Annotated in this window: 21 protein-coding genes; 11 read left to right on the plus strand and 10 right to left on the minus strand. The window is 71.4% G+C overall.

The features are described from left to right. Positions 1–252: 252 nt before the first annotated feature. The 4 genes from M2271_RS06570 to M2271_RS06585 all read left to right on the plus strand — a co-directional run bounded on the left by M2271_RS06570 (position 253) and on the right by M2271_RS06585 (position 4,138). Positions 253–1,518, plus strand: a complete 1,266-nt coding sequence (locus M2271_RS06570; RefSeq protein WP_280886141.1) for a beta-ketoacyl-[acyl-carrier-protein] synthase family protein — start codon at positions 253–255, stop codon at positions 1,516–1,518. Next, a complete protein-coding gene (locus M2271_RS06575) occupies positions 1,515–2,747 on the plus strand; it encodes a ketosynthase chain-length factor (RefSeq protein ID WP_280886142.1) in 1,233 nt (410 codons plus the stop codon). Before M2271_RS06570 ends, M2271_RS06575 begins: the two co-directional genes overlap by 4 nt. Before the next feature lie 94 nt (positions 2,748–2,841). Then, the gene (locus M2271_RS06580) at positions 2,842–3,099 is read left to right on the plus strand and encodes an acyl carrier protein (protein ID WP_280886143.1); all 258 of its coding nucleotides are present in this window, start codon (positions 2,842–2,844) and stop codon (positions 3,097–3,099) included. Between the two features lie 88 nt (positions 3,100–3,187). Further along, positions 3,188–4,138, plus strand: coding sequence for an aromatase/cyclase (locus M2271_RS06585; protein ID WP_280886144.1), 951 nt, complete (start codon positions 3,188–3,190; stop codon positions 4,136–4,138). A 126-nt stretch (positions 4,139–4,264) separates the two neighbouring features. Here the strand turns inward: M2271_RS06585 and M2271_RS06590 are convergent, their stop codons facing one another. Beyond that, a complete protein-coding gene (locus M2271_RS06590; RefSeq protein WP_280886145.1) occupies positions 4,265–5,143 on the minus strand; it encodes a DUF6081 family protein in 879 nt (292 codons plus the stop codon). Between the two features lie 156 nt (positions 5,144–5,299). Here M2271_RS06590 and M2271_RS06595 point away from each other — a divergent pair, with 156 nt between their 5' ends. Together M2271_RS06595 and M2271_RS06600 are read left to right on the plus strand one after the other, a co-directional pair. Then, on the plus strand, positions 5,300–5,728 hold the full coding sequence (locus M2271_RS06595) for a nuclear transport factor 2 family protein (RefSeq protein WP_280886146.1): 429 nt from the start codon (positions 5,300–5,302) through the stop codon (positions 5,726–5,728). A gap of 450 nt (positions 5,729–6,178) precedes the next feature. After that, entirely contained in the window at positions 6,179–7,063 is an 885-nt protein-coding gene (locus M2271_RS06600) for an MBL fold metallo-hydrolase (RefSeq protein WP_280886240.1), read from the plus strand. 11 nt (positions 7,064–7,074) lie between these two features. Here the strand turns inward: M2271_RS06600 and M2271_RS06605 are convergent, their stop codons facing one another. From M2271_RS06605 to M2271_RS06615, 3 genes are all read right to left on the minus strand, one after another. Next, positions 7,075–7,593 (minus strand): flavin reductase family protein, encoded by a 519-nt coding sequence (locus M2271_RS06605; RefSeq protein ID WP_280886147.1) that lies wholly within the window; start codon positions 7,591–7,593, stop codon positions 7,075–7,077. A gap of 765 nt (positions 7,594–8,358) precedes the next feature. After that, positions 8,359–9,213 (minus strand): ABC transporter permease, encoded by an 855-nt coding sequence (locus M2271_RS06610; RefSeq protein WP_280886148.1) that lies wholly within the window; start codon positions 9,211–9,213, stop codon positions 8,359–8,361. Then, positions 9,210–11,861 carry an alpha/beta fold hydrolase gene (locus M2271_RS06615; protein ID WP_280886149.1) on the minus strand — a complete coding sequence of 884 codons (2,652 nt, stop codon included), beginning with the start codon at positions 11,859–11,861 and terminating at the stop codon, positions 9,210–9,212. Before M2271_RS06615 ends, M2271_RS06610 begins: the two co-directional genes overlap by 4 nt. Positions 11,862–12,319: 458 nt before the next feature. Between M2271_RS06615 and M2271_RS06620 the strand changes: the two genes are divergently transcribed. The 3 genes from M2271_RS06620 (at position 12,320) to M2271_RS06630 (ending at position 14,527) form a co-directional block, all read left to right on the plus strand. Beyond that, positions 12,320–12,514, plus strand: coding sequence for a hypothetical protein (locus M2271_RS06620; protein ID WP_280886150.1), 195 nt, complete (start codon positions 12,320–12,322; stop codon positions 12,512–12,514). Further along, positions 12,507–13,283 (plus strand): DUF2637 domain-containing protein, encoded by a 777-nt coding sequence (locus tag M2271_RS06625; protein ID WP_280886151.1) that lies wholly within the window; start codon positions 12,507–12,509, stop codon positions 13,281–13,283. Before M2271_RS06620 ends, M2271_RS06625 begins: the two co-directional genes overlap by 8 nt. 704 nt (positions 13,284–13,987) lie before the next feature. Then, positions 13,988–14,527, plus strand: a complete 540-nt coding sequence (locus tag M2271_RS06630) for a hypothetical protein (RefSeq protein WP_348539149.1) — start codon at positions 13,988–13,990, stop codon at positions 14,525–14,527. Positions 14,528–14,680: 153 nt separating this feature from the next. Here M2271_RS06630 and mmsA read toward each other — a convergent pair whose 3' ends face one another. The 5 genes from mmsA to iolC are packed head-to-tail and all read right to left on the minus strand — an operon-like array spanning position 14,681 to position 20,741. After that, positions 14,681–16,183 carry a CoA-acylating methylmalonate-semialdehyde dehydrogenase gene (mmsA, locus tag M2271_RS06635; RefSeq protein ID WP_280886152.1) on the minus strand — a complete coding sequence of 501 codons (1,503 nt, stop codon included), beginning with the start codon at positions 16,181–16,183 and terminating at the stop codon, positions 14,681–14,683. 14 nt (positions 16,184–16,197) lie between these two features. Beyond that, positions 16,198–18,084: a 3D-(3,5/4)-trihydroxycyclohexane-1,2-dione acylhydrolase (decyclizing) gene (iolD, locus tag M2271_RS06640; RefSeq protein ID WP_280886153.1), complete on the minus strand. Its 1,887-nt coding sequence runs from the start codon at positions 18,082–18,084 to the stop codon at positions 16,198–16,200. After that, positions 18,081–18,896, minus strand: coding sequence for a 5-deoxy-glucuronate isomerase (gene iolB, locus M2271_RS06645; protein ID WP_280886154.1), 816 nt, complete (start codon positions 18,894–18,896; stop codon positions 18,081–18,083). The genes iolD and iolB overlap by 4 nt, the downstream gene beginning before the upstream one ends. Positions 18,897–18,903: 7 nt before the next feature. Beyond that, positions 18,904–19,794, minus strand: a complete 891-nt coding sequence (locus tag M2271_RS06650) for a deoxyribose-phosphate aldolase (RefSeq protein WP_280886155.1) — start codon at positions 19,792–19,794, stop codon at positions 18,904–18,906. Further along, a complete protein-coding gene (gene iolC / locus M2271_RS06655) occupies positions 19,791–20,741 on the minus strand; it encodes a 5-dehydro-2-deoxygluconokinase (RefSeq protein WP_280886156.1) in 951 nt (316 codons plus the stop codon). The genes M2271_RS06650 and iolC overlap by 4 nt, the downstream gene beginning before the upstream one ends. Before the next feature lie 188 nt (positions 20,742–20,929). Here iolC and M2271_RS06660 point away from each other — a divergent pair, with 188 nt between their 5' ends. Both M2271_RS06660 and M2271_RS06665 read left to right on the plus strand, forming a co-directional pair. Continuing rightward, positions 20,930–21,856, plus strand: coding sequence for a sugar phosphate isomerase/epimerase (locus M2271_RS06660; RefSeq protein ID WP_280886157.1), 927 nt, complete (start codon positions 20,930–20,932; stop codon positions 21,854–21,856). 405 nt (positions 21,857–22,261) lie between these two features. Next, positions 22,262–22,462 carry a MerR family transcriptional regulator gene (locus M2271_RS06665; protein WP_280886158.1) on the plus strand — a complete coding sequence of 67 codons (201 nt, stop codon included), beginning with the start codon at positions 22,262–22,264 and terminating at the stop codon, positions 22,460–22,462. Between the two features lie 100 nt (positions 22,463–22,562). Here the strand turns inward: M2271_RS06665 and M2271_RS06670 are convergent, their stop codons facing one another. Continuing rightward, on the minus strand, positions 22,563–23,606 hold the full coding sequence (locus M2271_RS06670) for a zinc-dependent alcohol dehydrogenase family protein (protein ID WP_280886159.1): 1,044 nt from the start codon (positions 23,604–23,606) through the stop codon (positions 22,563–22,565). Positions 23,607–23,629: the final 23 nt, after the last annotated feature.

Raw genomic sequence — 23,629 nt, forward strand, 5'->3', positions numbered from 1 at the left:
GGTGGGGTGCGTGGCGGGGGCCTTGCCATGCCACGGGAGAGCGTGGCCGCCCCTCCTTGAGCGGGGCTGGAAACCCGATCGAGTGCGCGGCGGTCCCGGCAGGGCGGGCCCGGATCACCACCGCGGGCAGGCTCTGGTCCGACCGGTTCGCGAGTCGCTCTCGAGCCGGGCCGGGAAGCGTGCCGGTGTGTCAGTGAGGTACGGCGCGCGAAAGGACCCCCATAAGATGCCCAGCAGTACAGGAGAACGACAGTGACCCGACGCGCGGTGATCACCGGTGTCGGGGTGAGAGCCCCTGGCGGCCCCAGGACGAAGGAATTCTGGGAGCTGCTCACCGCGGGCCGCACGGCCACCAGGCCCATCAGCTTCTTCGACGCGTCGCCGTTCCGTTCCCGGGTGGCGGGCGAGGTCGACTTCGACGCGCGGGCGGAGGGCTTCTCCCCGCGGGAGGTCCGGCGCATGGACCGTGCCACCCAGTTCGCCGTGGCCTGTACGCGGGACGCGCTGGCGGACAGCGGCCTGGAGACCGGCGCGGTCGACCCTTCCAGGATCGGCGTGGCCCTGGGCAGCGCCGTCGCCTCGGCGACCAGCCTGGAGAACGAATACCTGGTGATGTCGGACGCCGGCCGTGAGTGGCTGGTGGATCCGGCTCATCTGTCGCCGTACATGTTCGACTACCTCAGCCCGGGTGTCATGCCCGCCGAGGTGGCCTGGGCGGTGGGGGCCGAGGGCCCGGTCACCATGGTCTCCGACGGGTGCACCTCGGGTCTGGACTCGGTCGGCTACGCAGTCCAGCTCATCCGCGAGGGCAGTGCCGACGTGGTGATCGCGGGAGCGGCCGACACCCCGGTCTCCCCGATCGTGGCCGCCTCCTTCGACGCCATCAAGGCGACGACGACCCGCAACGACGACCCGTCCCACGCCTCGCGGCCCTTCGACGGCACGCGTAACGGCTTCGTCCTGGCCGAGGGCGCCGCCATGTTCGTACTGGAGGGGTACGAGGCCGCCAAGCGGCGCGGCGCGCACATCTACGCCGAGGTCGGCGGCTATGCCACACGCTGCAACGCGTACCACATGACGGGCCTCAAGAAGGACGGCCGCGAGATGGCGGAGTCCATTCGGGCCGCCCTCGACGAGGCCCGTCTGGACCGCACCGTCGTCGACTACGTCAACGCGCACGGTTCCGGCACCAAGCAGAACGACCGGCACGAGACGGCCGCGTTCAAGCGCAGCCTCGGCGAACACGCCTACGCGGTGCCGGTCAGTTCCATCAAGTCCATGGTGGGCCACTCCCTCGGCGCGATCGGCTCCATCGAGATCGCCGCGTCGATCCTGGCCATCGAGCACAACGTCGTCCCGCCGACGGCGAACCTGCACACACCCGACCCCGAGTGCGACCTGGACTACGTACCGCTCACCGCGCGCGAACAGCGCGTCGACACGGTACTCACCGTGGGCAGTGGCTTCGGCGGATTCCAGAGCGCCATGGTCCTGCACCGCCCGGAGGTGGCCGCATGAGCACGAGTTCCCCCGTACGAGCCGTCGTGACCGGCCTCAGCGCCGTCACACCCGGCGGACTCGGCATCGAAAGCTACTGGAAGTCGCTGCTGACCGGCGAGAACGGCATCAGCGAGGTCTCCCACTTCGACTCCACTCGCTACCCGGCCCGGCTCGCCGGGAAGATCAAGGACTTCGAAGCGCGCGATCACCTGCCCAGCCGGCTGCTCCCGCAGACCGACGTCTCCACCCGCTACGCACTGGTCACCGCCGACTGGGCGCTGGCCGACGCGGGCGTCGGCCCCGACTCGGGCCTTGACGACTACGCCCTGGGCGTCGTGACCTCCACTGCCCAGGGCGGATTCGACTTCACCCACCGTGAGTTCCAGAAGCTGTGGAGCGAGGGGCCCGAGTACGTCAGCGTGTACGAGTCGTTCGCCTGGTTCTACGCCGTCAACACCGGCCAGATCTCCATCCGCAACGCCATGCGCGGCCCCAGCGCCGCCCTCGTCGGTGAGCAGGCAGGCGGCCTCGACGCCGTCGGCCACGCCCGCCGCACGGTTCGCCGCGGCACCCGGCTCGTTCTCAGCGGCGGCGTCGACTCCGCGCTGGACCCGTGGGGGTTCGCATCCCAGCTGGCGGGCGGCCTGGTCAGCACGGTCGCCGATCCGGACCGCGCCTACCTGCCCTTCGACACCGACGCGTCCGGCTACGTGCCGGGCGAGGGCGGAGCCCTCCTCGTCGTCGAGGACGCCGCGTCGGCCCGCGAGCGCGGAGCCGAGCGGATCTACGGCGAGATAGCCGGCTACGCCGCGACATTCGACCCGGCGCCCGGCTCGGGCCGGCCGCCCGCCCTCGGCCGCGCCGCCGAACTCGCACTGGCGGACGCTGGTCTGACGCCCGCCGATATCTCCGTGGTGTTCGCCGACGGTGCGGGCGTCCCGGAGCTGGACCGTGCCGAGGCCGACGCGATCAGCCGGCTCTTCGGCCGGCGCGGTGTCCCGGTGACCGCGCCCAAGGCCCTCATCGGCCGCCTGTGCGCCGGTGGCGGCCCCTCCGACCTCGCCGCCGCCCTGCTCGCCCTGCGCGACCAAGTCATTCCGGCGACCGGCCGCACCACGAGTGTGCCCGACGCGTACGGCCTCGACCTGGTGACCGACGAGCCCCGCGAGGCCGCCCTGAGCGCTGCCCTGGTGCTGGCCCGCGGCCGTCACGGCTTCAATTCGGCCGTGGTTCTCACTACTGCCTGATACCGATACGGCCGGGGTTCTCACCATCGCCCGGAACCGATTCGGCCGTTGTCCTCGCCACTGCCCGACACCGATTCCCAAGGAGACTCCGCACATGGCTGGACTGACCCTCGACGGACTGCGCACCATCCTCGTCGCCTGCGCCGGCGAGGACGACGGCGGCAACCTTGCCCGCGACATCCTCGACACCACCTTCGAGGACCTCGGCTACGACTCCCTCGCTCTGATGGAGAGCGCTGCCCGCATCGAACGCGACCTCGGCGTCACCCTCGACGACGAGGACGTCAACGACGCGCTCACCCCGCGCATGCTCCTCTCCCTCGTCAACGGCGCCGCGGCCGAAGCCGTCTGACGCCCTCTCACGGTCGCGTCCGGGGGCACCCACTCCGGTAGCGCCGACCGACCCGACGCGCCCATGCCCCGCCGAAGGAGTACGCACCATGGCCCACACCGCCACACTCGTCCACCGCAGTGAGCACACCGTGACGGTGGCCGCGCCGGCCGAGGCGCTCTACGCGCTCGTCGCAGACGTGACGCGGTGGCCCGCCGTGTTCGAACCGACTGTGCATGTACGGCACCTGGCCAGGGAAGGGCGGACCGAGCGGTTCGAGATCTGGGCCGAGGTGAACGGCGCGATCGCGCACTGGCGGTCGCGCCGGGTGCTGGACCCGCGGCGGCTGTACGTGTCGTTCAGCCAGGAGCACAGCCGCCCGCCCGTGATGTCGATGTCGGGCGGCTGGCTGTTCCGGCGGCTGGCCGACGGACGTACGGAGATCGTGCTGCGTCACCGGTTCACCGTCGCGGACGACGATCCGGGGGCCGTGGCCCGCGTCGAGGAGGCACTCGACCGCAACAGCGCCCGCGAACTGGGCGCGCTCGCGGCGCTCGCCGAGACCGGGTATCCGGCCGACGACCTGGTCTTCTCGTTCACCGACACGATCCCGCTCCAGGGCACCGCCCAGGACGCCTACACCTTCATCGAGCGCGGCGAGCGCTGGGCGGACCTGCTGCCGCACGTCGCCCGGGTCGAACTGACCGAGCCCGAACCGGGCGTGCAGTGGCTTGAGATGGACACCGTGACGGCCGACGGCTCCACCCACACCACGCTCTCGGCGCGGATCTGCCGGGCACCGGAGTGGATCGCCTACAAGCAGCAGCGCACACCCCGGTTGCTGTCCGGCCACAGCGGCGAGTGGACGTTCACACAGACCCCCGAGGGTCCCGTCGCGACGGCACGCCACACGGTCGCCGTCGACCCGTCCGCCATCGTCGAGGTCCTCGGCGCGGACGCCACCCTCGCCGACGCCCGCGCCTACCTCCGCGACGCACTCGGCGGCAACAGCCGGGCCACCCTGCGTCACGCCGCCGAGGCGGCCCAGCGCGTCTCGTAGTCCCTGCCGCTGAGCCTTCGGCCTTCGGCCGGGAACGCCCGCGGGCCGGCGGCGGCCGACGGCCCGGCCTCTGATCAGCACGACACCTGGTACGCACCGGGGCCGCCGCCCCGGTGCGTACGCCGTCTACGCCCCGGCCGGGGGACGCGCCCCAGTGGACCGCGCGCTCCCGTCCGCCATGTTCTGAACCGGAGCCGCGCCCTGCCGGCGGGCGGCGGCTCGGAGCGTCTCGTGCCCGTCCCCCGCGGCGAGAGACACTCGCCGGACGCGCAGACGCACCCCCTGGCCGTACGCCGACGTCGCGAGCAGCCCCAGGCCGAGTGCCAGGCGGTCGGGGGCCACCTCGATGCGCGGGCCCGGGGTGGACCACTCCAGGTGGCGGCCGTACGCGCGGGCATCGAGCTCCAGGCCTGTACGGTCCACCGCGAACACCTCCTCCCCCTCCAGCGACCAGCGGGCCCGCCCGGCCGACGGATCCACCTCGACGGCGCAGCGATGCCACTCCCGCGAGGCGCGGGCCGTCAAGGGCACGGCGTACGCGAAGGAGCCGTGCACCGAGCCGGGACGGGGGAGCCGTTCGTACAGCGCCCATACGAAGCCGTCCGTCAGGGCGAAGTCGAAGGCCATGCCTGAGGCCATGTCCACGCAGATCAGCGCGGCCATCGCACAGCGCGGACCGTCTCCGTCCGGGTGCCGGTCCGCTCCCAGTACCCGGGCCGACAGCTCCGCCTCGGCCCGGAACGGCCCCGGCCCGCGGGCCTCGGGCCGCGCGAAGGCCGCCCACCGCAGTTGGGCCGAGTCCTGCTGCCCTTCGGGGGCCTTGGTGAAGGCGGGCGGCTCCCGGCCCGCCGAGCCGTACCCGGACTCCACGCACAGTCCGTCGCCGTCACCGGGTGTCCCCGCCCGTCCGTCGCCCTCCGCCAGCCACGGCAGCGGTCGCAGCCGCCAGCGGGCCGCCCGCCCCGGCATCGCCCAGTCCTCGCGGAAGTCGTCCTCGAACAGCATGTCCTCTCCCTCTGCAGCCCAGGTAACGGGTCGAGGATCTGTGGTCGCGCTCAAGCCGCAGTGGAGGGTGCTTCGAGCCCGCCGGGTGAGGGTGGGGTGTCCGGCGGATCAGGGCCGGACATCCCCTTGCGCCATCGCCCGCACCCTGGAGAACCGATGACCGCCACCGCAGTACGTACCGACGTGTACGCCCAGGTCCAGCACTTCTACGCCCACCAGATGCAGGCCCTCGACGGAGGCCGCTTCAGCCAATACGCGGCCACCTTCACGGAAGACGGCACCTTCCAGCATTCCCCCGCCGCGGAACCCGCCGTCGGCCGCGCCGGGATCGTCGCCGAACTGGAGGAGTTCCACAAGCGCTTCATCGGCGACCCGGTCCAGCGCCGCCACTGGTTCAACCACATCGCCCTGGAGCCGCAGGCGGACGGCTCGCTGCGCTCCACGGTGTACGCCCTGGTCGTCACCGTCCGGCCCGGCGGCAAGCCGGAGATCGCCCCCAGCTGCGTCGTGCACGACGTCCTGGTCGTCACGGACGAGGGCGTGCACACCCGCTCCCGCCTGGTCACTCACGACCAGCTGACCTGACCCGTGGCTCCGCCGCCACCGCTGCGGCCGGTGCCCGGCGGACCGCCCACTCCGGAGTCCGGCCTCGGTCCCGGACAGCCGTCCCGCACCTTGGGGCCGGACACCGCGGACCCGGCCGGGCAGCCCGTGCTGAGAGACGCGGCCGGTGCCCCGCTGGCCGGCGGGGCACCGCGGCCACGAACAACCTGTCGGAGGCGGTGGTCAGCATGGTCGCGGCGTACCACCGGCCACCGCGTCCGGGCCGCTGACCGAGCCTGGAACCGCTCGCATTCGAGCCGGGCTCCACCCGCTCAACCGACTATGGGCCAGATTCATGATGTCGACGAGGAGGCCCGCATGACCGGAACAGCCGCTGGTACAGCCGTCGGAGCAGTCGCCGGAGCAGTTGTCGGCGTGTCCGCCGAAGCCCCTGCCGGGGTTGCCCGGGGACCGGCCGGCGGGCGGCCGGAGATGACCGAGGTCGCCGACGGAGTCTTCGCCTACGTGCAGCCGGACGGAGGCTGGTGCCTGAACAACGCCGGCCTCATCGTCTCGGGCGACCACACCGCGCTCGTGGATACCGCGGCCACCGAGGCGCGCGCCCGTTCGCTGCGCGAGGCCGCGCTCCACGTTGCCGCGACCGCCCCACAGGTCCTGGTCAACACCCACTTCCACGGCGACCACACCTTCGGCAACTTCGTCTTCCCCGAGGCCCTGGTCGTCGGCCATGAGCGCACCCGCACGGAGATGGCCGAGGCCGGCCTGCACCTGACGAGCCTGTGGCCGGAGGTGGAGTGGGGCGAACTGGAACTCTCCATGCCCACGCTGACGTTCCGTGACCGGATCACCCTGCACATCGGTGACAGGAGTGCCGAGCTCCTGCACTTGGGGCCGGCACACACCAGCAACGACACGGTGGTCTGGCTGCCCGCCGAGCGGGCGCTGTTCACCGGCGATCTGGTGATGAACGGTGTGACGCCATTCTGCCCCATGGGCTCGGCCGCCGGTTCCCTGGAGGCTCTGGACACGATGCGCGCCCTCGCCCCCGAGGTGGTCATCCCCGGCCACGGACCGGTCGGGGGACCCGAGTTGTTCGACGAGACCGAGGGCTATCTGCGCCTGCTCCAGGATCTCGCCCAGCAGGGTCTCGCCGAGGACGTCGATCCGGTCGACCTGGCCCGCCGCACCGACCTGGGCCGGTACGCGCGCTGGCTGGACGCCGAGCGGCTCGTACCCAACCTCCTCCGGGCGTACGCCGAGGAACAGGGGGAGCCCCGCGGCTCCCGTGTGGACATGAGTGCGTACTTCAGCCGCATGGTGGAGTACCACGGCGGACTGCCCGCCTGCCACGCCTGATCGCCGCGCGCTCATACGCGCGCGGCGATCTCCGCGACCGCGGTGTCCCACGCGGCGAAGGCCCCCCGCTGGTAGAGCAGCGGGCGGGCCTTCCCGTGCGTCCTGACCTGTTTCATGCGCCCCATCAGCAACTGGTGGTCACCGGCCGGCACGGCCCGCACCAGGGTGCATTCCGCGTGGCCGAGCACCCCGTCCAGCAGCACCGGGCAGTCGGGAACGGACTCTCCGCGACGCCAGGCCACCCCGTCGAACTTCCGGTCCGAGCGCCCCGCGAAGGTCCGCGCCAGCTCCTCACCACCCTCGGCGGCCAGGAGGTGCAGCGCGAAGATCCCCGAGTCGAGCAGCGCGGGCAGTGTGCGGGACCGTTCGTCCACGGACACCAGCAGTAGGGCCGGGTCCAGCGAAACCGCGCAGAAGGCGTTGCAGGTGAATCCGAGCGGGCTGCCGTCGGGACCCACCGTGGTCACCACCGCGACGGCCGTTGGTACGGATCCGAAGAAGTCGCGGAATGCCTCTGGTCCCAAGGCCATGCCCCTCACCGCCGTCACTGAAGTCGCACGTTCGCAGTGCCGGGCGGACCCCGGCCACGCTGAGCAGCGTGGCCGGGCTTTCTGGAGGTGCCCTGGACTCCCGCTGGAGCGGGGGGGTCCTGGGCTCCGCTGGAGCCGAGGGCGGGGCTTGCTTACCCGACACGTGGGTGATATATGAGCAAATGGCCATGTTCTGACGCCGCGAAAACCATATTGACCGGTTATCTCTCCTGCCCATACGTCGCGGCGGGCGATCACCTCGACGCCACCGGAGCACAGCTGAGGAGTACCGTCACGCAGGCGGTCGTCCGGGCTTCGCCGGTTGAGGTGAACTCGGTTTCCTGCCGAAGGGATTCGGCACGTTCGGCGAGCGGCTGGTCCTGCCTTCCGCACGTCACTCCGGCGGGTGACGACTGGGGGCTCGGGTGATCGATCTTGGCCGGTTCCGCGACCCGCGCTGCGCCCACTCGTTGAGCATGTTGCGGGCGTCAGGACTAAATCCGACCGATCGATCCGAGCTTTACAGGTGCCCGATTTGACCGAAACGCCATGCGTGAAATGCGCGACTGGTGTCCTCCGCCAGGCAATGTCCGCCCCGTCGCGACGCCTGGCACGCTCCCCCACTGCCTCAAGGGCGTGGGAGGTGCCCCCACTCGCCGCACCGGGCGAAAGCCCAAGTACAACCAGTACGAGGGCCTCCGTCCGGCACGCCGACAGCACGCACCAGACGCCGCTCCTCTCGGGCAGACATTGCCTGCCGCGGCACTAGGAGACCACGTCCTTGCGGGCGAAACCCCGGAAGGCCAGGGCGAACAGGACCAGCGCGTACGTTATGGAGACGGCCGTGCCCTGGATCATGCCGGACCACTCCGCGTGCGGCTGGACGGCGTCCGCCCAGGCGAACTGCCAGTGCGCGGGCAGGAAGTCGCGCCAGTGGCCGAGGGCCGTGACGGCGTCCAGGACGTTGCCGACGATGGTCAGGCCGACCGCCCCGCCGACCGCGCCCAGGGGGGCGTCCGTCCTGGTCGACAGCCAGAACGCGAGCCCCGCGGTGACCAGTTGGGACACGAAGATGTACGCCACTACCACCACGAGACGCTGGGCGGCGGTCCCGGAGTCCAGCGTGCCGCCGGTGGGGACCTGCAGCGGGCCCCAGCCGTAGGCCGCCGTACCGACGGCGAGCGCCATCACCGGCAGCAGGACCATCGCAGCCAGGCTCATGCCCAGCCCGACGACGAGCTTGGACCACAGCAGCCGGCCGCGGGGCACGGGAGCCGCCAGCAGATACCGCAGGGAGGACCAGCTCGCCTCGGAGGCGACCGTGTCCCCGCAGAACAGGGCCACCGGGACGACGAGCAGGAAGCCCGCCGACACGAACAGGTTCACCGCGGCGAAGTTGGCGCCGGACGCGGTGGCCGTGTCCATCAGGCTCACCCGGTTGCCTCGCCCGTCCGGGTCTCCGCCGATCGCGAAGGCGATCAGCAGGACGAACGGCAGCACGGCGAGGACGGCGCCCATGAGCAGGGTGCGGCGGCGCTTGAGCTGGCGGGCCAGTTCGACGCGGAGCGGCAGCGTACGGCGGGCCTGGTAACCGGAGGCGACCTCGGTGAGGGTGCTCATGCGGAACCTCCGATCAGGGTGAGGAAGGCGTCCTCCAGACGGCGATGCGGTCCGACCGACTGTACGGGCACCTCGAGCCGGACGAGTTCGGCGACCAGGCCCTGGGCGCTGCCCCCGGCCTCGAGCCGGACCAGGATGCCGTCGTCGGTGCGCAGGGCGGAGCCCACGCCCGGCAGGGCGGCGACCTTCTCGACGATGGGCTCCTCCACCGGAGCGGCGGTGCCGACGAGCAGGGTGTCGCCGGAGCCGACGATCTCCCCGACCGGGCCTGCCTGCACGAGTCGGCCGCGGTCCATCACCACGAGATGGGTGCAGGTCTGCTCGACCTCGGCGAGCAGATGGCTGGAGACGATCACCGTGCGGCCGGCGGCCGCGTACCGGATCAGCACCTCGCGCATCTGGCGGATCTGGGGCGGGTCGAGGCCGTTGGTGGGTTCGTCGAGGATGAGCAGGTCCGGCAGGCCCAGCATGGCCTGGGCGATGGCGAGCCGTTGGCGCATCCCCTGGGAGTAGGTACGCACCGCGCGCTCCAGCGCGTCCCCCAGACCCGCGATCTCCAGCGCTTCGTCCAGGTGCGCGTCCTGTGCGGGCCGGCCGGTCGCCCGCCAGTACAGCTCCAGGTTCTCGCGTCCGGAGAGGTGCGGGAGGAAACCGGCGCCCTCGACGAAGGAACCGACCCTCGACAGGACCGGGGCGCCGGGGCGGATCGCGTGGCCGAAGACCCGGGTCTCGCCACCGTCCGGTGTGATCAGGCCCATCAGCATCCGCAGAGTGGTGGTCTTGCCGGCGCCGTTCGGCCCCAGCAGGCCCAGGACCTGGCCCTTCTCCACACGGAAGGACAGGTTCCGTACCGCGTACCGGTCCACCGATCCCGCGTACCGCTTGCTCAGGTCCGTGATCTGGAGGGGGACCTCGGCCAGCCGCGGGTCGGGGGCCGGGGTCGCCGTGCGGCTGCGGCCCGTCACCAGCAGCGTCAGCGCGAGTACGGCGCCCCCGAGCGGCAGCCACCACACCCACGCGGGCAGCGGTACGGCCGCGGTCGTCACACCGGGCGCGGTCGGCACCTGCAGGTCGCCCTTCAGGGCCACCGTGTACGTCGCCGGGGCGGCCGGTGAGGCGTAGCCGAGGTCCGTGGAGGCCAGGACCATGCGCAGCCGGTGGCCCTGCTCCACCTCGTGGTCGAGGGCGGGCAGCGTGATCGTCACGTCCTTGCCGACCTTGGCGCCCTCGACCCGGACGGATGCGACCAGTTGGGAGGGCAGCACCGGCTGGGCCGCCCCCGGGCCGACGTCGTACACCTTCCCGAAGAGCACGGCGTCGTCGCTGGTCGAGCGCACATGGACGGTGACCGTCGGGGAGCCGGTGATCCGGAGGTTACGGGTCATGGGCGCCGACTCGAAGCGGGCGAACTGGCCGGGGAAGTCCAGGGACACGCCGAGCCCCAGCGACGACAGCTGGGAGAGGCCACCGGAGCCGCCGATGCCGGGCAGGGCGGAGACGGCGGGCGGGTTCCCGCCCGCCGGGTTGGCGAAGCTCTGCTCGCGTCCGGTCAGGGCGACCGGACGCTGTCCGCTCTCCAGACCCGGATAGGTGTCGCCGCTCGCTCCCCTCAACTGCGCGGCGCCGTCGGTGGAGTCGACGCCTCCGGTGCGGGTGACCCGGAAGGCCGGTCCGGTGTCGACCCCCTTGTCGTCCTTGAGGTAGCGATCGAACCACGTACGCACGCGTGCCTGGACGCGGTCGTTCTCCCGGTCGCCGCCGTCGTGCCCGCCCGCGATCCAGTCGACGTCGACCGGGGCGCCGTTGGCACGGATGGCCTTCGCCGCCGCGTCGGCCTGGCCGAGCGGGAAGAGGGAGTCGGTCTGGCCCTGCGTGATCAGCGTGGGCACCTTGATGCGGTCCCCGACGGCGGACGGCGAGCGCTCCTCGAGAAGTCTGCGCGCCTCGGCGTCCGGCGTGCCGGACTCGGCGACCCGGTCGTACATCCGGCACAGTTGCGCCTCGAACCGGTCGCAGCCGCCACCGGCGTTGATGAAGATGCCGCTCCACAGCTTCTTGAAGACGCCGTTCGGGAACAGCGCGTCCGCGAGGTTCCAGTAGGTGATCGCCGGGGCGATGGCGTCCACCCGGTGGTCGTACCCGGCGGCCAGCAGGGAGATCGCGCCGCCGTAGGAGGCGCCGGCCACACCCACCCGCGGGTCGTCGGCCTTGTCCAGTTGCACCCCGGGCTGTTTCGCCAGCCAGTCGATCAGCTTCGACACGTCGGCGACCTCACCCCTGGGGTCGTTCAGCCCTATCTTCCCGGTGGACTTCCCGAGGCCCCGCGCCGACCAGGTCAGCACCGCGTATCCGTCCCTGGCCAGGTCCTCGGCCTGCTGCTGGACGTCGGCCTTGCTGCCGCCGAAGCCGTGTGCCAGCAGGACGGCGGGGCGGCGGCCGCCCTCACCGGCGGTGATGTACGACGTGTCGAGGCGCACCCCGCCGCCCACGGCCATGACCCGGTCGGTGCGGTGCACCTGGGGCACACCGTCGGAGGCGACAGCCGTCCACGTGCCGGCACCGGCGATCACGACCACGGCGGCCGCGGCGGCGGCCAACCGTCGTGGCCCTTGTCGCGGCAGCCTCGATCCGGGAAGTCGAAGATCCATGCGTCAACGGTACGGGCCACCACGGACAGCCGATGCAGCCCCCGGGCTGAACCTCCGTGGTCCCACGGGTGTACGGGACCGCTGTCCCGTACCGCGTGCGTGGTACGGGGCGACACGGGCCCCTCCCTGTACCGACGTGGCCCGCGGTCGTCCCGGGCGCCCGATGTCACTGAGCCACTGACCATTCCTATTGTCTGGTGGAATCCCAACTCATCAGCGCATGGTCATACCGCAACCACCGAAAATCGCACGATCAAAACAGAATTCAAGCGCCGATGTGACGAATTAGCCCGAGCGCACTGTTTTTCACTCGGATGCCTCACACCTGGGTCACAAATGAATTCGTTGTGGGGTGTATGACAAGAGCGCAACTCCCCACGGCAACCGCGGGCGGGTATTCACACGGTGTCAAGACCCCCGCCTCACAGCTCGGGGAGTGGACATTCAGGCCGGCCCCGGTGACCTCCGCCCCGGAGGCGGCCGCGGTCCTCCAGCGCGGCATGGAGCGGGTGGAGCTCAGGTACACCTCGGCGTTGCTGAACGACTTCCTGTTGGCGATGACCCGGATCCAGGGCGACTTCACCCGCCTGTCGGGCACCACCGGGTTCGCCGCCGTCCCCGATACGCGCTCCCGGCGGCACAGCCATGCATGAGACGCAGTCTTTCTTTTCCTCCCGCAACGGCCACGTCGGCGAGAACCTGTACGACGCGTGGGTGAACTCGACCCGTCACGCCGCCCGTACCGTGTCCGGCAGGGAGGCGTGGTCCCCGGACAAACTGCACGTCACGGCGAACTGGGACCCCGCCGAGGAGCTGGCTTACCTCCTGCAGGCCCAGACCGCCGAGAACCAGTTGACCGAGGGCCCTCTGTACGAGGACGGCTTCCCGCCGGAGCAGGAACCCGTGTTCACCCCCGAGGGCTCGGTCAGGCGCCCGCGTCCCCCGGCGCACCGGCGGGTCCGCACGCCCAAAATGCTGCTGTCGAGGATGCAGACGGTCAGCTTCATGGTCGCCTCGATGGCCAGCGTCATCGTGGCCATGGTCAGTGTGTTCAGCGGCATCGTCGCCTACGACCCGTTGCGTCAGGTGGCGACCGCGGTCCCCGCCCACTCCCTTGCGGCCCGCTGGTGGCCGCTGCTGGTCTACGGGCCGTGGATGGTCTCCTCCCTCTCGATCCTGCGAGCCGCTCTGCACCGCCGCCGCGCCGCACACTCGTGGTGCATCGTCATGTTCTTCTCGGCCGTGGCCATGGCACTGAGCGTCATCCAGTCACCGAAGACCATTCCCGACATCGCCGCCGCGGCACTCCCGGCGATCGCCGCGCTGACCTGCTTCCAGCAGCTGGTGCGCCAGATCACGCTGACCCGTCCGCCCCGCAAGGCCGCCCGGCGGCATCGCGACGCCTCGCCGCCGCCCGAATAAGCGGGTGCGGCCGGTGAAGACGCACCGTCAGCTCGCGCATTCTGATCAACAGACGTGTCGGTGAATTCGGTTGAGGGTTCTGCGAACTCGGGCGAACGCAGACGACCACCGAAGAACTCAGGCGAAGTCAGGCGAACTCCTGGTGATTCGACGCGCCGCACGAGCGGGAGGTTCGGGCGGGTGCGGGCCTTGATCGCGTCGAGTGTGCGGGCGCAGGTCAGACGGCGGGCAGGGAGTTCGAATTCGAGGCTCGGAATACCGGATCGATCATGACGGCGTCTCCTTTGCGGGACGCCGTTTTTGTGCATGCCGGTCCGCCGAAAGCGTCGGCCGTGACGGTTTCCGCCTGCTGAGCCGGGCACCTTGAGGTCGCCGCTCGGCCATCGCGTAGGCAAAGGACGGGGCTCCTCAAGGAGGCAGCGCGTCAGCCGGGCGGGCGGGGAGGTGAATACCGCACCACGCAATTGACCCGGGCACTCGCCGGGCGCCTGGCGGGCGGACCGGGCCATGGGCAAGGCTCGGGGGACTCTCCGACATCAGGGGAACACCCTTTCCAGGAGCGAACATTCTGGAGGCATTCGCCATGGTTCGCCACCCCTTCCGCGAAAGGGAAACGCCCACGATCATGAGCGTGCCGGGGCCACCACCCTGGCGGCGAGGGAGAAGTACGTCGCCCGAGCGGGCCGACCGGATCCCGGAGGAACATGATGCAGAGAGCCCCGAAGCAGGCCACGGAATGGCTGGCCGCCGCGGCGACCAACCCGCGCGACTGCAAGCGGCAGTGGCGAGGAGAGTCGGGGATCGCGGTGCTGGCCTGCGGACGGTTCTGGGATGTGCTGAGCATGTCGGAGGAGCTGGGCCTGCTGGCCCTCGACACCCTGCTGTGCGTTGCGCCGCCGCCCGGTCCCGTGCTCGTCGACGCCGCCGCCCGCCGGGTGGGCTTCTTCCTGCCACCGGATCCCAAGTGCCGCTGGATCGGCTCGGACATTCGCTATCTGGGCCAGGACGCGTGGATCGCGGCTCCCGCGCCGCACCGGGCCGCGGGGCGCCTGCGCTGGCTGGTCCCGCCCGACGGCAGCGGCACGCTGTTCGTCCCGGCCGCCGTGGAACTGGCACTTCAGCAGGCGCTGGGCACTCTGTCGATGCAGGCCGGCGCGCGGCGGCTGTGTCCGACGTGCGGACCGGCCACCCCGCGCGCCCGCGCCGGGAGCGGTGGCCGCCCCGCCGACAGGCCCACTCCGTAGGCGGGGCACCCGCCCCGTACGCGGGACGCCCGCCCGTACGGGGGGGGACACCTGCCCCGTAGGCGGAACCCTTGCCCGTACACGGGACCCCGCCCCGTACGCGGAACCCCGCCCCGTAGGCGAGACGCCCCCAGCCGAAGGCCCGCGCCGCGATCAGTGGTTGCGCGGGAAGCCCAGGTCCACGCCCGAGGGGGCGTCGGCCGGGTCGGGCCAGCGGGTGGTGACGACCTTGCCGCGGGTGTAGAAGTGCGTGCCGTCGTTGCCGTAGATGTGGTGGTCGCCGAAGAGCGAGTCCTTCCAGCCACCGAAGCTGTGGTAGCCGACGGGGACCGGGATCGGGACGTTCACGCCGACCATGCCGGCCTCGATCTCCATCTGGAAGCGGCGAGCGGCACCGCCGTCCCGGGTGAAGATCGCGGTGCCGTTGCCGTAGGGCGAGCGGTTGATGAGGGCGACACCCTCGTCGTACGTGTCGACGCGCAGCACGCACAGCACCGGGCCGAAGATCTCGTCCTGGTAGGCCTTCGCCGACGTGGGCACCTTGTCGAGGAGCGAGATGCCGATCCAGTGGCCGTCCTCGAAGCCGTCCACCGTGTGACCGGTGCCGTCGAGGACGACCTCGGAGCCCTCGGCCGCCGCGCCCGCGACGTACGACGCCACCTTGTCGCGGTGGACCTTCGTGATCAGCGGGCCCATCTCGGAGGCCGGGTCGTTGCCGGGGCCGATCTTGATCTTCTCGGCGCGCTCGCGGATCTTCTCCACCAGCTCGTCGCCGATCGCGCCGACCGCGACCACGGCCGAGATCGCCATGCAGCGCTCGCCCGCCGAGCCGTAGGCCGCCGAGACGGCCGCGTCCGCCGCCGCGTCCAGGTCGGCGTCCGGGAGGACCAGCATGTGGTTCTTGGCGCCGCCCAGGGCCTGGACGCGCTTGTGGTGCGCGGAGGCCGTGGCGTGGATGTAGCGGGCGATCGGAGTCGAGCCGACGAAGGAGACGGCCTTGACGTCCGGGTGCTCCAGGAGTCGGTCGACGGCCACCTTGTCGCCGTGGACGACGTTGAAGACACCGTCCGGCAGACCCGCCTCGGCGAACAGTTCGGCGATCTTCAGAGAGGCCGACGGGTCCTTCTCGGACGGCTTCAGCACGAACGTGTTGCCGCACGCGATGGCCATCGGGAACATCCACATCGGGACCATCGCCGGGAAGTTGAACGGCGTGATGCCGGCGACCACGCCCAGCGGCTGGCGGAGGGACGAGACGTCCACCCGGGTGGCGACCTGCGTCGACAGCTCGCCCTTCAGCTGCACGCTGATACCGCAGGCCAGGTCGACGATCTCCAGGCCGCGGGCGACCTCGCCGAGGGCGTCGCTGTGCACCTTGCCGTGCTCGGCGGTGATCAGCTCGGCGATGGCGTCCCGGTTGGCGTCGAGCAGCGCGCGGAAGCGGAAGAGGATCTCCGTGCGCTTGGCCAGTGAGGACTGTCCCCAGGTGGCGTACGCGTCCTTGGCGGCGGCGACCGCCGCGTCGACCTCGTCGACGGTGGCGAACGGGACCTTCGTGGTGACCGCGCCGGTCGCGGGGTCGGTGACCGGCCCGTACGTGCCCGACGCACCTTCGACGGACTTGCCGCCGATCCAGTGGTTGACGATCTTCGTCATGACCGAGTGCTCCTTCACAGATGGCGGCGTCGGGTGGAGACGTGCCGTTCGTACAGCTCACGGGCCTTCACCGCGGACGGTCGCGTCGCGGTCTCGGCCACAGGTACATCCCACCAGGCCTGCGCGGGAGGCGGACCCGCCGACACTGTGTCCGCGATGTCGGTCTCCACATAGACACAGGTGGGAGTGTCCGCGGCCCGCGCCTGGGCCAGGGCGGCGCGCAGGTCGCGTACGGTCTTCGCGCGCAGCACCCGCATGCCGAGGCTCGCCACGTTGGCGGCCAGGTCCACCGGGAGGGGCGCCCCCGTGTACGTACCGTCCTCGGCCGGGTAGCGGTAGGCGGTGCCGAAGCGCTCGCCGCCGACCGACTCGGACAGGCCGCCGATGGAGGCGTAGCCGTGGTTCTGCACGAGCAGGATCTTGATCGCGATCCCCTCCTGCACGGCCGTCACGATCTCTGTCGGCATCATCAGGTACGTGCCGTCACCGACCAGCGCCCAGACGTTGCGCTCGGGAGCGGCCAGCTTCACGCCGATCGCGGCCGGGATCTCGTAGCCCATGCAGGAGTAGCCGTACTCCACGTGGTACTGGTCCCGGGAGCGCGCCCGCCACAGCTTGTGCAGGTCGCCGGGGAGGGAGCCGGCCGCGTTGATGATCACGTCCGACTCGTCGACGAGGGCGTCGAGGGCGCCGAGGACCTGCGACTGCGTCGGGCGTACGTCGGGTTCCTCGGCCTCGTAGCAGGCGTCGACGCGCTGTTCCCAGCGTTCCTTGTCGAGGGTGTACTCGCCGGCGTACGTGTCCGTGACCCGGTGCCCGTGCATCTGGAGGGCCTCGGTCAGCTCCTGGAGGCCGCTGCGGGCGTCCGCGACCAGCGGCAGGCCGGCGAGCTTGTGGCCGTCGAACGGGGCGATGTTGAGGTTGAGGAAGCGGACGCCGTCGCCGGTGAACAGGGTGTTCGAGGCGGTGGTGAAGTCGGTGTAGCGGGTGCCGACACCGATCACCAGGTCGGCCTGGCGGGCGAGTTCGTCGGCGGTGGCCGTGCCGGTGTGGCCGACACCGCCGACGTCCTGCGGGTGGTCGTGGCGCAGGGAGCCCTTGCCGGCCTGGGTGGAGGCGACCGGGATGCCGGTGGCCCGCGCGAACTCGTCGAGGGCCTCCTCGGCGCGGCTGTGGTGGACGCCGCCGCCCGCGATGAGGAGGGGCTTGTCCGCGGCCCTGATCACCCGTACGGCCTCGGCGAGTTCAGCCGGGTCGGCACCCGGACGGCGGACCGCCCAGGTGCGCTCGGCGAAGAACTCGTCCGGCCAGTCGTACGCCTCGGCCTGCACGTCCTGCGGGAGGGCGAGGGTGACCGCGCCCGTCTCCACGGGGTCGGTGAGCACGCGCATCGCCTGGAGGGCGGCCGGGATCAGCGCCTCGGGGCGGGTGACGCGGTCGAAGTACCTCGACACCGGGCGCAGGCAGTCGTTGACCGACACATCGCCCGCGTACGGGAGTTCGAGCTGCTGGAGGACCGGGTCGGCGACCCGGGTGGCGAAGGTGTCACCCGGGAGAAGCAGGACCGGGAGGTGGTTGACGGTCGCGAGGGCGGCACCGGTGACGAGGTTCGTCGCGCCGGGGCCGATGGAGGTCGTCACCGCGTGTGTGGACAGGCGGTTCGACTGGCGGGCGTAACCGACGGCCGCGTGCACCATGGACTGCTCGTTGCGGCCCTGGTGGTACGGCATGTCGTCGGCGTACTCCACGAGCGCCTGGCCGAGGCCGGCGACGTTCCCGTGGCCGAAGATGCCCCAGGTCGCGCCGATCAGCCGCTGCCGTACGCCGTCGCGTTCCGTGTACTGGGCGGCGAGGAAACGCACCAGCGCCTGCGCGACCGTCAGCCTCGTCGTCGAGGTCATCGGTAACCCTCCGTGTGATCGGGGTGGAAGCAGATCCGCCACTCCCGCGTCTCGCCCGGGCCCGCCATGACGTTCAGGTAGTACATGTCGTGGCCGGGCTGAGCGATCGACGGGCCGTGCCATCCGTCGGGTACGAGGACGGCGTCGCCGGAGCGGACCTCCGCGAGGACGTCTGCTCCGCCCACGCGTGAAGGGGATACGCGCTGATAGCCGAAACCGTTCGGGCCGTCGATCTCGAAGTAGTAGATCTCCTCCAGCTCCGCCTCCTCGCCCGGCCGGTGCTCGTCGTGCTTGTGCGGCGGGTACGAGGACCAGTTGCCGCCGGGCGTGATCACCTCGACGGCGATCAGCTTGTCGCAGTCGAAGGCGTCGGCGGAGGCGAAGTTGCGGACGTGGCGCGCGCGGTTCCCGCTGCCGCGCTGCTCCACGGGGACCTCCGGCGCGGGGCCGTAGCGGGCGGGGAGTTGTCGCTCGCACTTCGCTCCTGCCAAAGCGAAGCGGCCACCCGCGCCGGAGGTGATCTGTGCCCGGGCTTCACGGGGTACGTACGCGAAGTCGGAGACTGACGCGAACACGCTTTCCCGGCCCGAGAGTGGGAACTCTTCGCCATCTGTTTGTACGACACATCCACCTTGCAGCGGGAGGACGATCCATTCACTGTCCCCGGCGGTGAAGGTGTACGCACCGCCCGGCTCCAGCTCGACGATCCGCAGACTGCTGTGGGTCCAGCCGGCCCGCTTGGGGTCGATGTCGAGGACGTGGTTCCCGTCCGCGGTCGTCCCCTTGGCGACGTACAGCTCGTTGCTGGTCATGCGGCCCTCACAGCAGTCCGACGGCGGTGTCCACGGCGGCGGCCACATCGCCGTCCGCCGGGTACAGCAGTGAACGGCCGACCACCAGGCCGCGCACGGTGGGCAGTTGCAGGGCGCCGCGCCACTTCTCGTACGCGCGGGCTTGATCCTCGGCGGTGCCACCGACCTCGCCGCCCAGGAGCACGGCGGGCAGCGTGGAGGCCGCCATCACTTCGGCCATGTCGTCGGGGTTCTCGGTGACCGGGACCTTCAGCCAGGTGTAGGCCGAGGTGCCGCCGAGGCCGGAGGCGATGGCGATGGACTTGGTGACGGCCTCGGCCGACAGGTCGTTGCCGAGCCTGCCCTCGTCGTCGCGGCGGCTGATGAACGGCTCCACGAAGACCGGGAGCCGGCGTGCGGCCATGTCGTCGATGGCGCGGGCCGTGGACTCCAGCGTGGTGAGGGAGCCCGGGTCATGGTAGTCGATCCGCAGCAGCAGCTTGCCCGCGTCGAAGCCGAGGCGCTCGATGTCCTCGGGGCGGTGGCCGGTGAAGCGGTCGTCGAGTTCGAAGCTGGCGCCCTGGAGGCCGCCGCGGTTCATCGACCCCAGGACGACCTTGCCGTCGAGGGCGCCGAGCAGCAGCAGGTCGTCCAGGATGTCGGCGGTGGCGAGGACGCCGTCCACGCCGGGGCGGCTCAGCGCCAGGCAGAGGCGTTCGAGCAGGTCGACGCGGTTGGCCATGGCGAACTTGCGGTCACCGACACCGAGGGCGCCGCGTGCCGGGTGGTCGGCGGCGACGATCATCAGACGGCCGCTCGCGTCGATCAGGGGCCGGCGGGTACGCCGGGCGGCGGCCTCGGCCACGGCCTCCGGGTGGAGGGTGCGGGTGCGGACGAGGTCCGTGATGTCGATGGTCACTTGACGGCTCCCGCCGCGATCGCGGTCTCGATCTCGTCCGGGGTGGGCATCGCTGACGAGCACTCCAGTCGGGAGGCGACGATGGCGCCGGCCGCGTTCGCGTGCCGCATGATCTTCTCCAGGTCCCAGCCTTCGAGCAGACCGTGGCAGAGGGCGCCGCCGAAGGCGTCACCGGCGCCGAGTCCGTTGAGGACGGTCACCGGGAGCGGGGGCACCTCGGCCGACTCGCCCTTGTTGTTGACAGCGAGGACGCCCTTCGGTCCCTGCTTGACGACGGCGAGTTCGACACCGGCGTCCAGCAGCGCGCGGGCGGCGGCGTGCGGCTCGCGCACTCCGGTCGCCACCTCCACCTCGTCGAGGTTCCCGACGGCGACGGTGGTGTGCTTCAGGGCTTCTCGGTAGAAGGGGCGGGCCGCGTCCGGGTCGGACCAGAACATCGGACGCCAGTCCAGGTCGAAGACGGTCAGGCCGGCCTTGGCGCGGTGGGCGAGGGCCGCCAGGGTCGCCGTACGGCTGGGCTCCTCGCTCAGACCGGTGCCGGTGACCCAGAAGATCCGGGCCTCACGGATGGCGTCCAGGTCGAGCTCCTGGGCGCTGATCTCCAGGTCGGGTGCCTTGGGGCGGCGGTAGAAGTAGAGCGGGAAGTCGTCCGGCGGGAAGACCTCGCAGAAGGTGACCGGCGTGGGCAGGCCCGCGACCGGGGTGACCCAGCGGTCGTCGACGCCGAAGCCCCGCAGCTCCTCGTGCAGGTAGGTGCCGAACGGGTCGTCGCCGGTACGCGTGATCACCGCGGCGTGCCGTCCCAGGCGGGCCGCGGCCACCGCGACGTTCGTCGCCGAACCGCCGAGGAACTTGCCGAAGGTCTCCACCTGCGGCAACGGGACGCCCGTCTGCAACGGATAGAGGTCCACTCCGATCCGCCCCATGGTGATCAGGTCGTACGCCATCGAGTTCCCTTCGTGCGACGTGACGGCTCCTGGCCGCGTCGGCTCATGGCCCCGTCGGCTCCGGCCGCGTCGGCTCGTATCGGCTCTCTCAGGTTTTTAGCCCGGCGCACGCCGCCCTGTCAATACTTTGTCCAGACATTCGGACCAGCCCTTGACAGCGCTTACCAGGCGCCCGGAAGCTGACTGTCATGACGTCGTTGCCACCTCAGTCCCCATCTTCCGGTGTCTCCCGCATCCGCGTCGGATCGGCGCCCGACTCCTGGGGCGTCTGGTTCCCGGACGATCCCCAGCAGGTCCCCTGGCAGCGCTTCCTCGACGAGGTCGCGTCCTCCGGCTACGAGTGGATCGAGCTGGGCCCGTACGGGTATCTGCCGACCGACCCGGCCGTCCTCACCGAGGAGACCGCCAGGCGTGGCCTGAAGGTGTCCGCGGGCACGGTGTTCACGGGCCTGCACCACGGCGAGGCCGTCTGGGAGAAGACCTGGGCGCACGTCGCGGACAACGCGGTGCTGGCCCAGGCGATGGGCGCGTCCCATCTCGTGGTCATCCCGTCCTTCTGGCGGGACGACAAGACCGGCGAGGTGCTGGAGCCGGACACCCTCACGCCCGAGCAGTGGCGCAATCTCACCTCGCTGACCGAGCGACTGGGCAAGGAGGTGCGGGAGCGGTACGGCCTCCAGATCGTCGTCCACCCGCACGCCGACACCCACATCGACAGCGAGGAGAACGTCGTCCGCTTCCTCGACGGGACGGACTCCGGCCTGGTGTCGCTGTGCCTGGACACCGGGCACTACGCGTACTGCGGCGGCGACAGCGTCAAGCTGATCGAGACGTACGGGGAACGGATCGGGTATCTGCACCTCAAGCAGGTGGACCCGGAGATCCTGGCGGACGTACGGGCGAACCAGGTGCCGTTCGGGCCGGCCGTCGCGCGCGGCGTGATGTGCGAACCGCCGTCGGGCGTGCCCGCGCTCGGGCCCGTGCTGGAGGCCGCGGGGAAGCTGGACGTCGATCTGTTCGCGATCGTCGAGCAGGACATGTACCCGTGCGACCCGGACCGGCCGCTGCCGATCGCACAGCGGACCCGGGCGTTTCTCCGGTCCTGCGGGGCGTAGCCCTCCGGGGGTGAGGCGTAGCCCTCCGGGGGTGAGGCGTAGCTCCCCGGGGTGAGGCGTAGCTCCCCGGGCGTCTGTCGGGGGCGCGGGGTCGGCCAGGGACGCCGGGGCGGATAGCGGCCCGGCTCAACAGGTCCGGGCTGTCTTGCGCATCGCGCAGCCGGTGTCAACGCGCCACGCCCCTGAATCGGCGTATGCCTTTGTGGCATTCGTGTCACAAATGCCCCCTTCGTGTCACGCATGTCGCGACTATGCAGGTCTTGCGTCACACCCGCGCACGGGCCCTTCCCTGGCTCCGCACGGCGTCGTTCACCGAGCGCAGGCTTTGTGATCGCCAGCGCAGTGCCCGGTACCCCCGACGGCCGCCCCCGGCCGCCGCCGCGGCACACGCAGGGAGGTGCACTCATGACCGACCGAAGGCTTTGGTCCTACAAGGAGATCGCGGCGCACATCCGGGTGCAGCCGGACACCGTGCGGTCCTACCGCAAGCACGGTCTGCTGCCCCCGCCCGACCATGTCGAGGGCGGCAAGCCCTACTGGTACGCGGACACGGTCCGCGCGTGGGTGGCCTCCCGCCCGGGCAACCGCGGCCGGAGAGAGGCCTGACCTCTTCCGGGAGGGACCTGTGCTCCGCACGAGGGTGGGGCACAGGTCCTCTGCCCCACCCTCGTGGGGGGCTGTCAGCTCCACGGACGTGCGGGGACTGTCAGCTCCACGGCGCGATGACCGTGACGCCCGCGCCCGGTGCCGTCCCCATCGCCGCCAGCGCGGCCGGGGTGGCGTCCAGGGTGATCCTGGACGTGACCAGCAGGTCGGGGCGGAGGACTCCCGCACGCACCAGTTCCAGCAGCGGCGGGTAGGCGTGGGCGGCCATGCCGTGGCTGCCGAGGAGTTCGAGTTCGAGGGCGATGACGCGGGCCATGGGAACCGGGGTCGCGCCCGTCGGGGAGGGCAGCAGGCCGACCTGGACGTGCCTGCCCCTGCGGCGCAGCCCGTTCACGGAGGCGGCACAGGTGGCGGGCGAGCCGAGGGCGTCGAGGGAGAGATGGGCGCCCCCGCCGGTCAGCTCGCGGATCGCCGCCGCCGTGTGCTGCGTGCGGGACGCGTCCACGCACTCCGTCGCGCCGAACTTCCGCGCCAGGTCCAGGGCGTGCGGGGAGACGTCCACCGCCACCACCCGCGCCCCCGAAGCCGCCGCGATCATCACCGCGGACAGGCCGACGCCCCCGCAGCCGTGCACCGCGACCCACTCCCCCGCCGCGACCCGGCCCTGCTGCACCACCGCACGGAAGGCCGTGGCGAACCGGCAGCCGAGGGAGGCGGCGGTGGCGTAGGACAGGTCGTCCGGGACGGCGATCAGGTTCACGTCGGCGTGGTCCAGCGCCACATACTGGGCGAAGGACCCCCAGTGGGTGAAGCCGGGCTGGGTCTGCCGCTCGCACACCTGCTGCTCGCCCGCCGCACAGGACGGGCAGGTGCCGCAGGCGCACACGAAGGGAACCGTCACGCGGTCGCCGGGACGCCAATGCGTCACCCGGGTCCCCGCAGCCTCGACCACGCCGGCGAGTTCGTGCCCCGGCACGTGCGGCAGCGCGACGTCCGGGTCGTGGCCCTGCCAACCGTGCCAGTCGCTGCGGCACAGCCCCGTGGCCTCGACCCGCACCACGACCCCGTGGTCCGCGGGCTCCGGGTCCGCCACCTCGCGCACCTCGGCCGGCTCCCCGTACCGCTCGAACACCACAGCCCGCATGAGCGCTCTCCGCTCCTTCGCCG

It is taken from the genome of Streptomyces sp. LBL (assembly GCF_029893585.1).
GTDB lineage: Bacteria > Actinomycetota > Actinomycetes > Streptomycetales > Streptomycetaceae > Streptomyces.

What these genes read in the sequence shown, in the direction of transcription:
- M2271_RS06575 (WP_280886142.1), top strand. Translation starts at nt 1,515, where the DNA reads ATGAGCACGAGTTCCCCCGTACGAGCCGTCGTGACCGGCCTCAGCGCC.
- M2271_RS06580 (WP_280886143.1), top strand. Translation starts at nt 2,842, where the DNA reads ATGGCTGGACTGACCCTCGACGGACTGCGCACCATCCTCGTCGCCTGC.
- M2271_RS06585 (WP_280886144.1), top strand. Translation starts at nt 3,188, where the DNA reads ATGGCCCACACCGCCACACTCGTCCACCGCAGTGAGCACACCGTGACG.
- M2271_RS06590 (WP_280886145.1), bottom strand. Translation starts at nt 5,143, where the DNA reads ATGCTGTTCGAGGACGACTTCCGCGAGGACTGGGCGATGCCGGGGCGG.
- M2271_RS06595 (WP_280886146.1), top strand. Translation starts at nt 5,300, where the DNA reads ATGACCGCCACCGCAGTACGTACCGACGTGTACGCCCAGGTCCAGCAC.
- M2271_RS06600 (WP_280886240.1), top strand. Translation starts at nt 6,179, where the DNA reads ATGACCGAGGTCGCCGACGGAGTCTTCGCCTACGTGCAGCCGGACGGA.
- M2271_RS06605 (WP_280886147.1), bottom strand. Translation starts at nt 7,593, where the DNA reads ATGGCCTTGGGACCAGAGGCATTCCGCGACTTCTTCGGATCCGTACCA.
- M2271_RS06610 (WP_280886148.1), bottom strand. Translation starts at nt 9,213, where the DNA reads ATGAGCACCCTCACCGAGGTCGCCTCCGGTTACCAGGCCCGCCGTACG.
- M2271_RS06615 (WP_280886149.1), bottom strand. Translation starts at nt 11,861, where the DNA reads ATGGATCTTCGACTTCCCGGATCGAGGCTGCCGCGACAAGGGCCACGA.
- M2271_RS06625 (WP_280886151.1), top strand. Translation starts at nt 12,507, where the DNA reads ATGCATGAGACGCAGTCTTTCTTTTCCTCCCGCAACGGCCACGTCGGC.
- M2271_RS06630 (WP_348539149.1), top strand. Translation starts at nt 13,988, where the DNA reads ATGATGCAGAGAGCCCCGAAGCAGGCCACGGAATGGCTGGCCGCCGCG.
- mmsA (WP_280886152.1), bottom strand. Translation starts at nt 16,183, where the DNA reads ATGACGAAGATCGTCAACCACTGGATCGGCGGCAAGTCCGTCGAAGGT.
- iolD (WP_280886153.1), bottom strand. Translation starts at nt 18,084, where the DNA reads ATGACCTCGACGACGAGGCTGACGGTCGCGCAGGCGCTGGTGCGTTTC.
- iolB (WP_280886154.1), bottom strand. Translation starts at nt 18,896, where the DNA reads ATGACCAGCAACGAGCTGTACGTCGCCAAGGGGACGACCGCGGACGGG.
- iolC (WP_280886156.1), bottom strand. Translation starts at nt 20,741, where the DNA reads ATGGCGTACGACCTGATCACCATGGGGCGGATCGGAGTGGACCTCTAT.
- M2271_RS06660 (WP_280886157.1), top strand. Translation starts at nt 20,930, where the DNA reads ATGACGTCGTTGCCACCTCAGTCCCCATCTTCCGGTGTCTCCCGCATC.
- M2271_RS06665 (WP_280886158.1), top strand. Translation starts at nt 22,262, where the DNA reads ATGACCGACCGAAGGCTTTGGTCCTACAAGGAGATCGCGGCGCACATC.
- M2271_RS06670 (WP_280886159.1), bottom strand. Translation starts at nt 23,606, where the DNA reads ATGCGGGCTGTGGTGTTCGAGCGGTACGGGGAGCCGGCCGAGGTGCGC.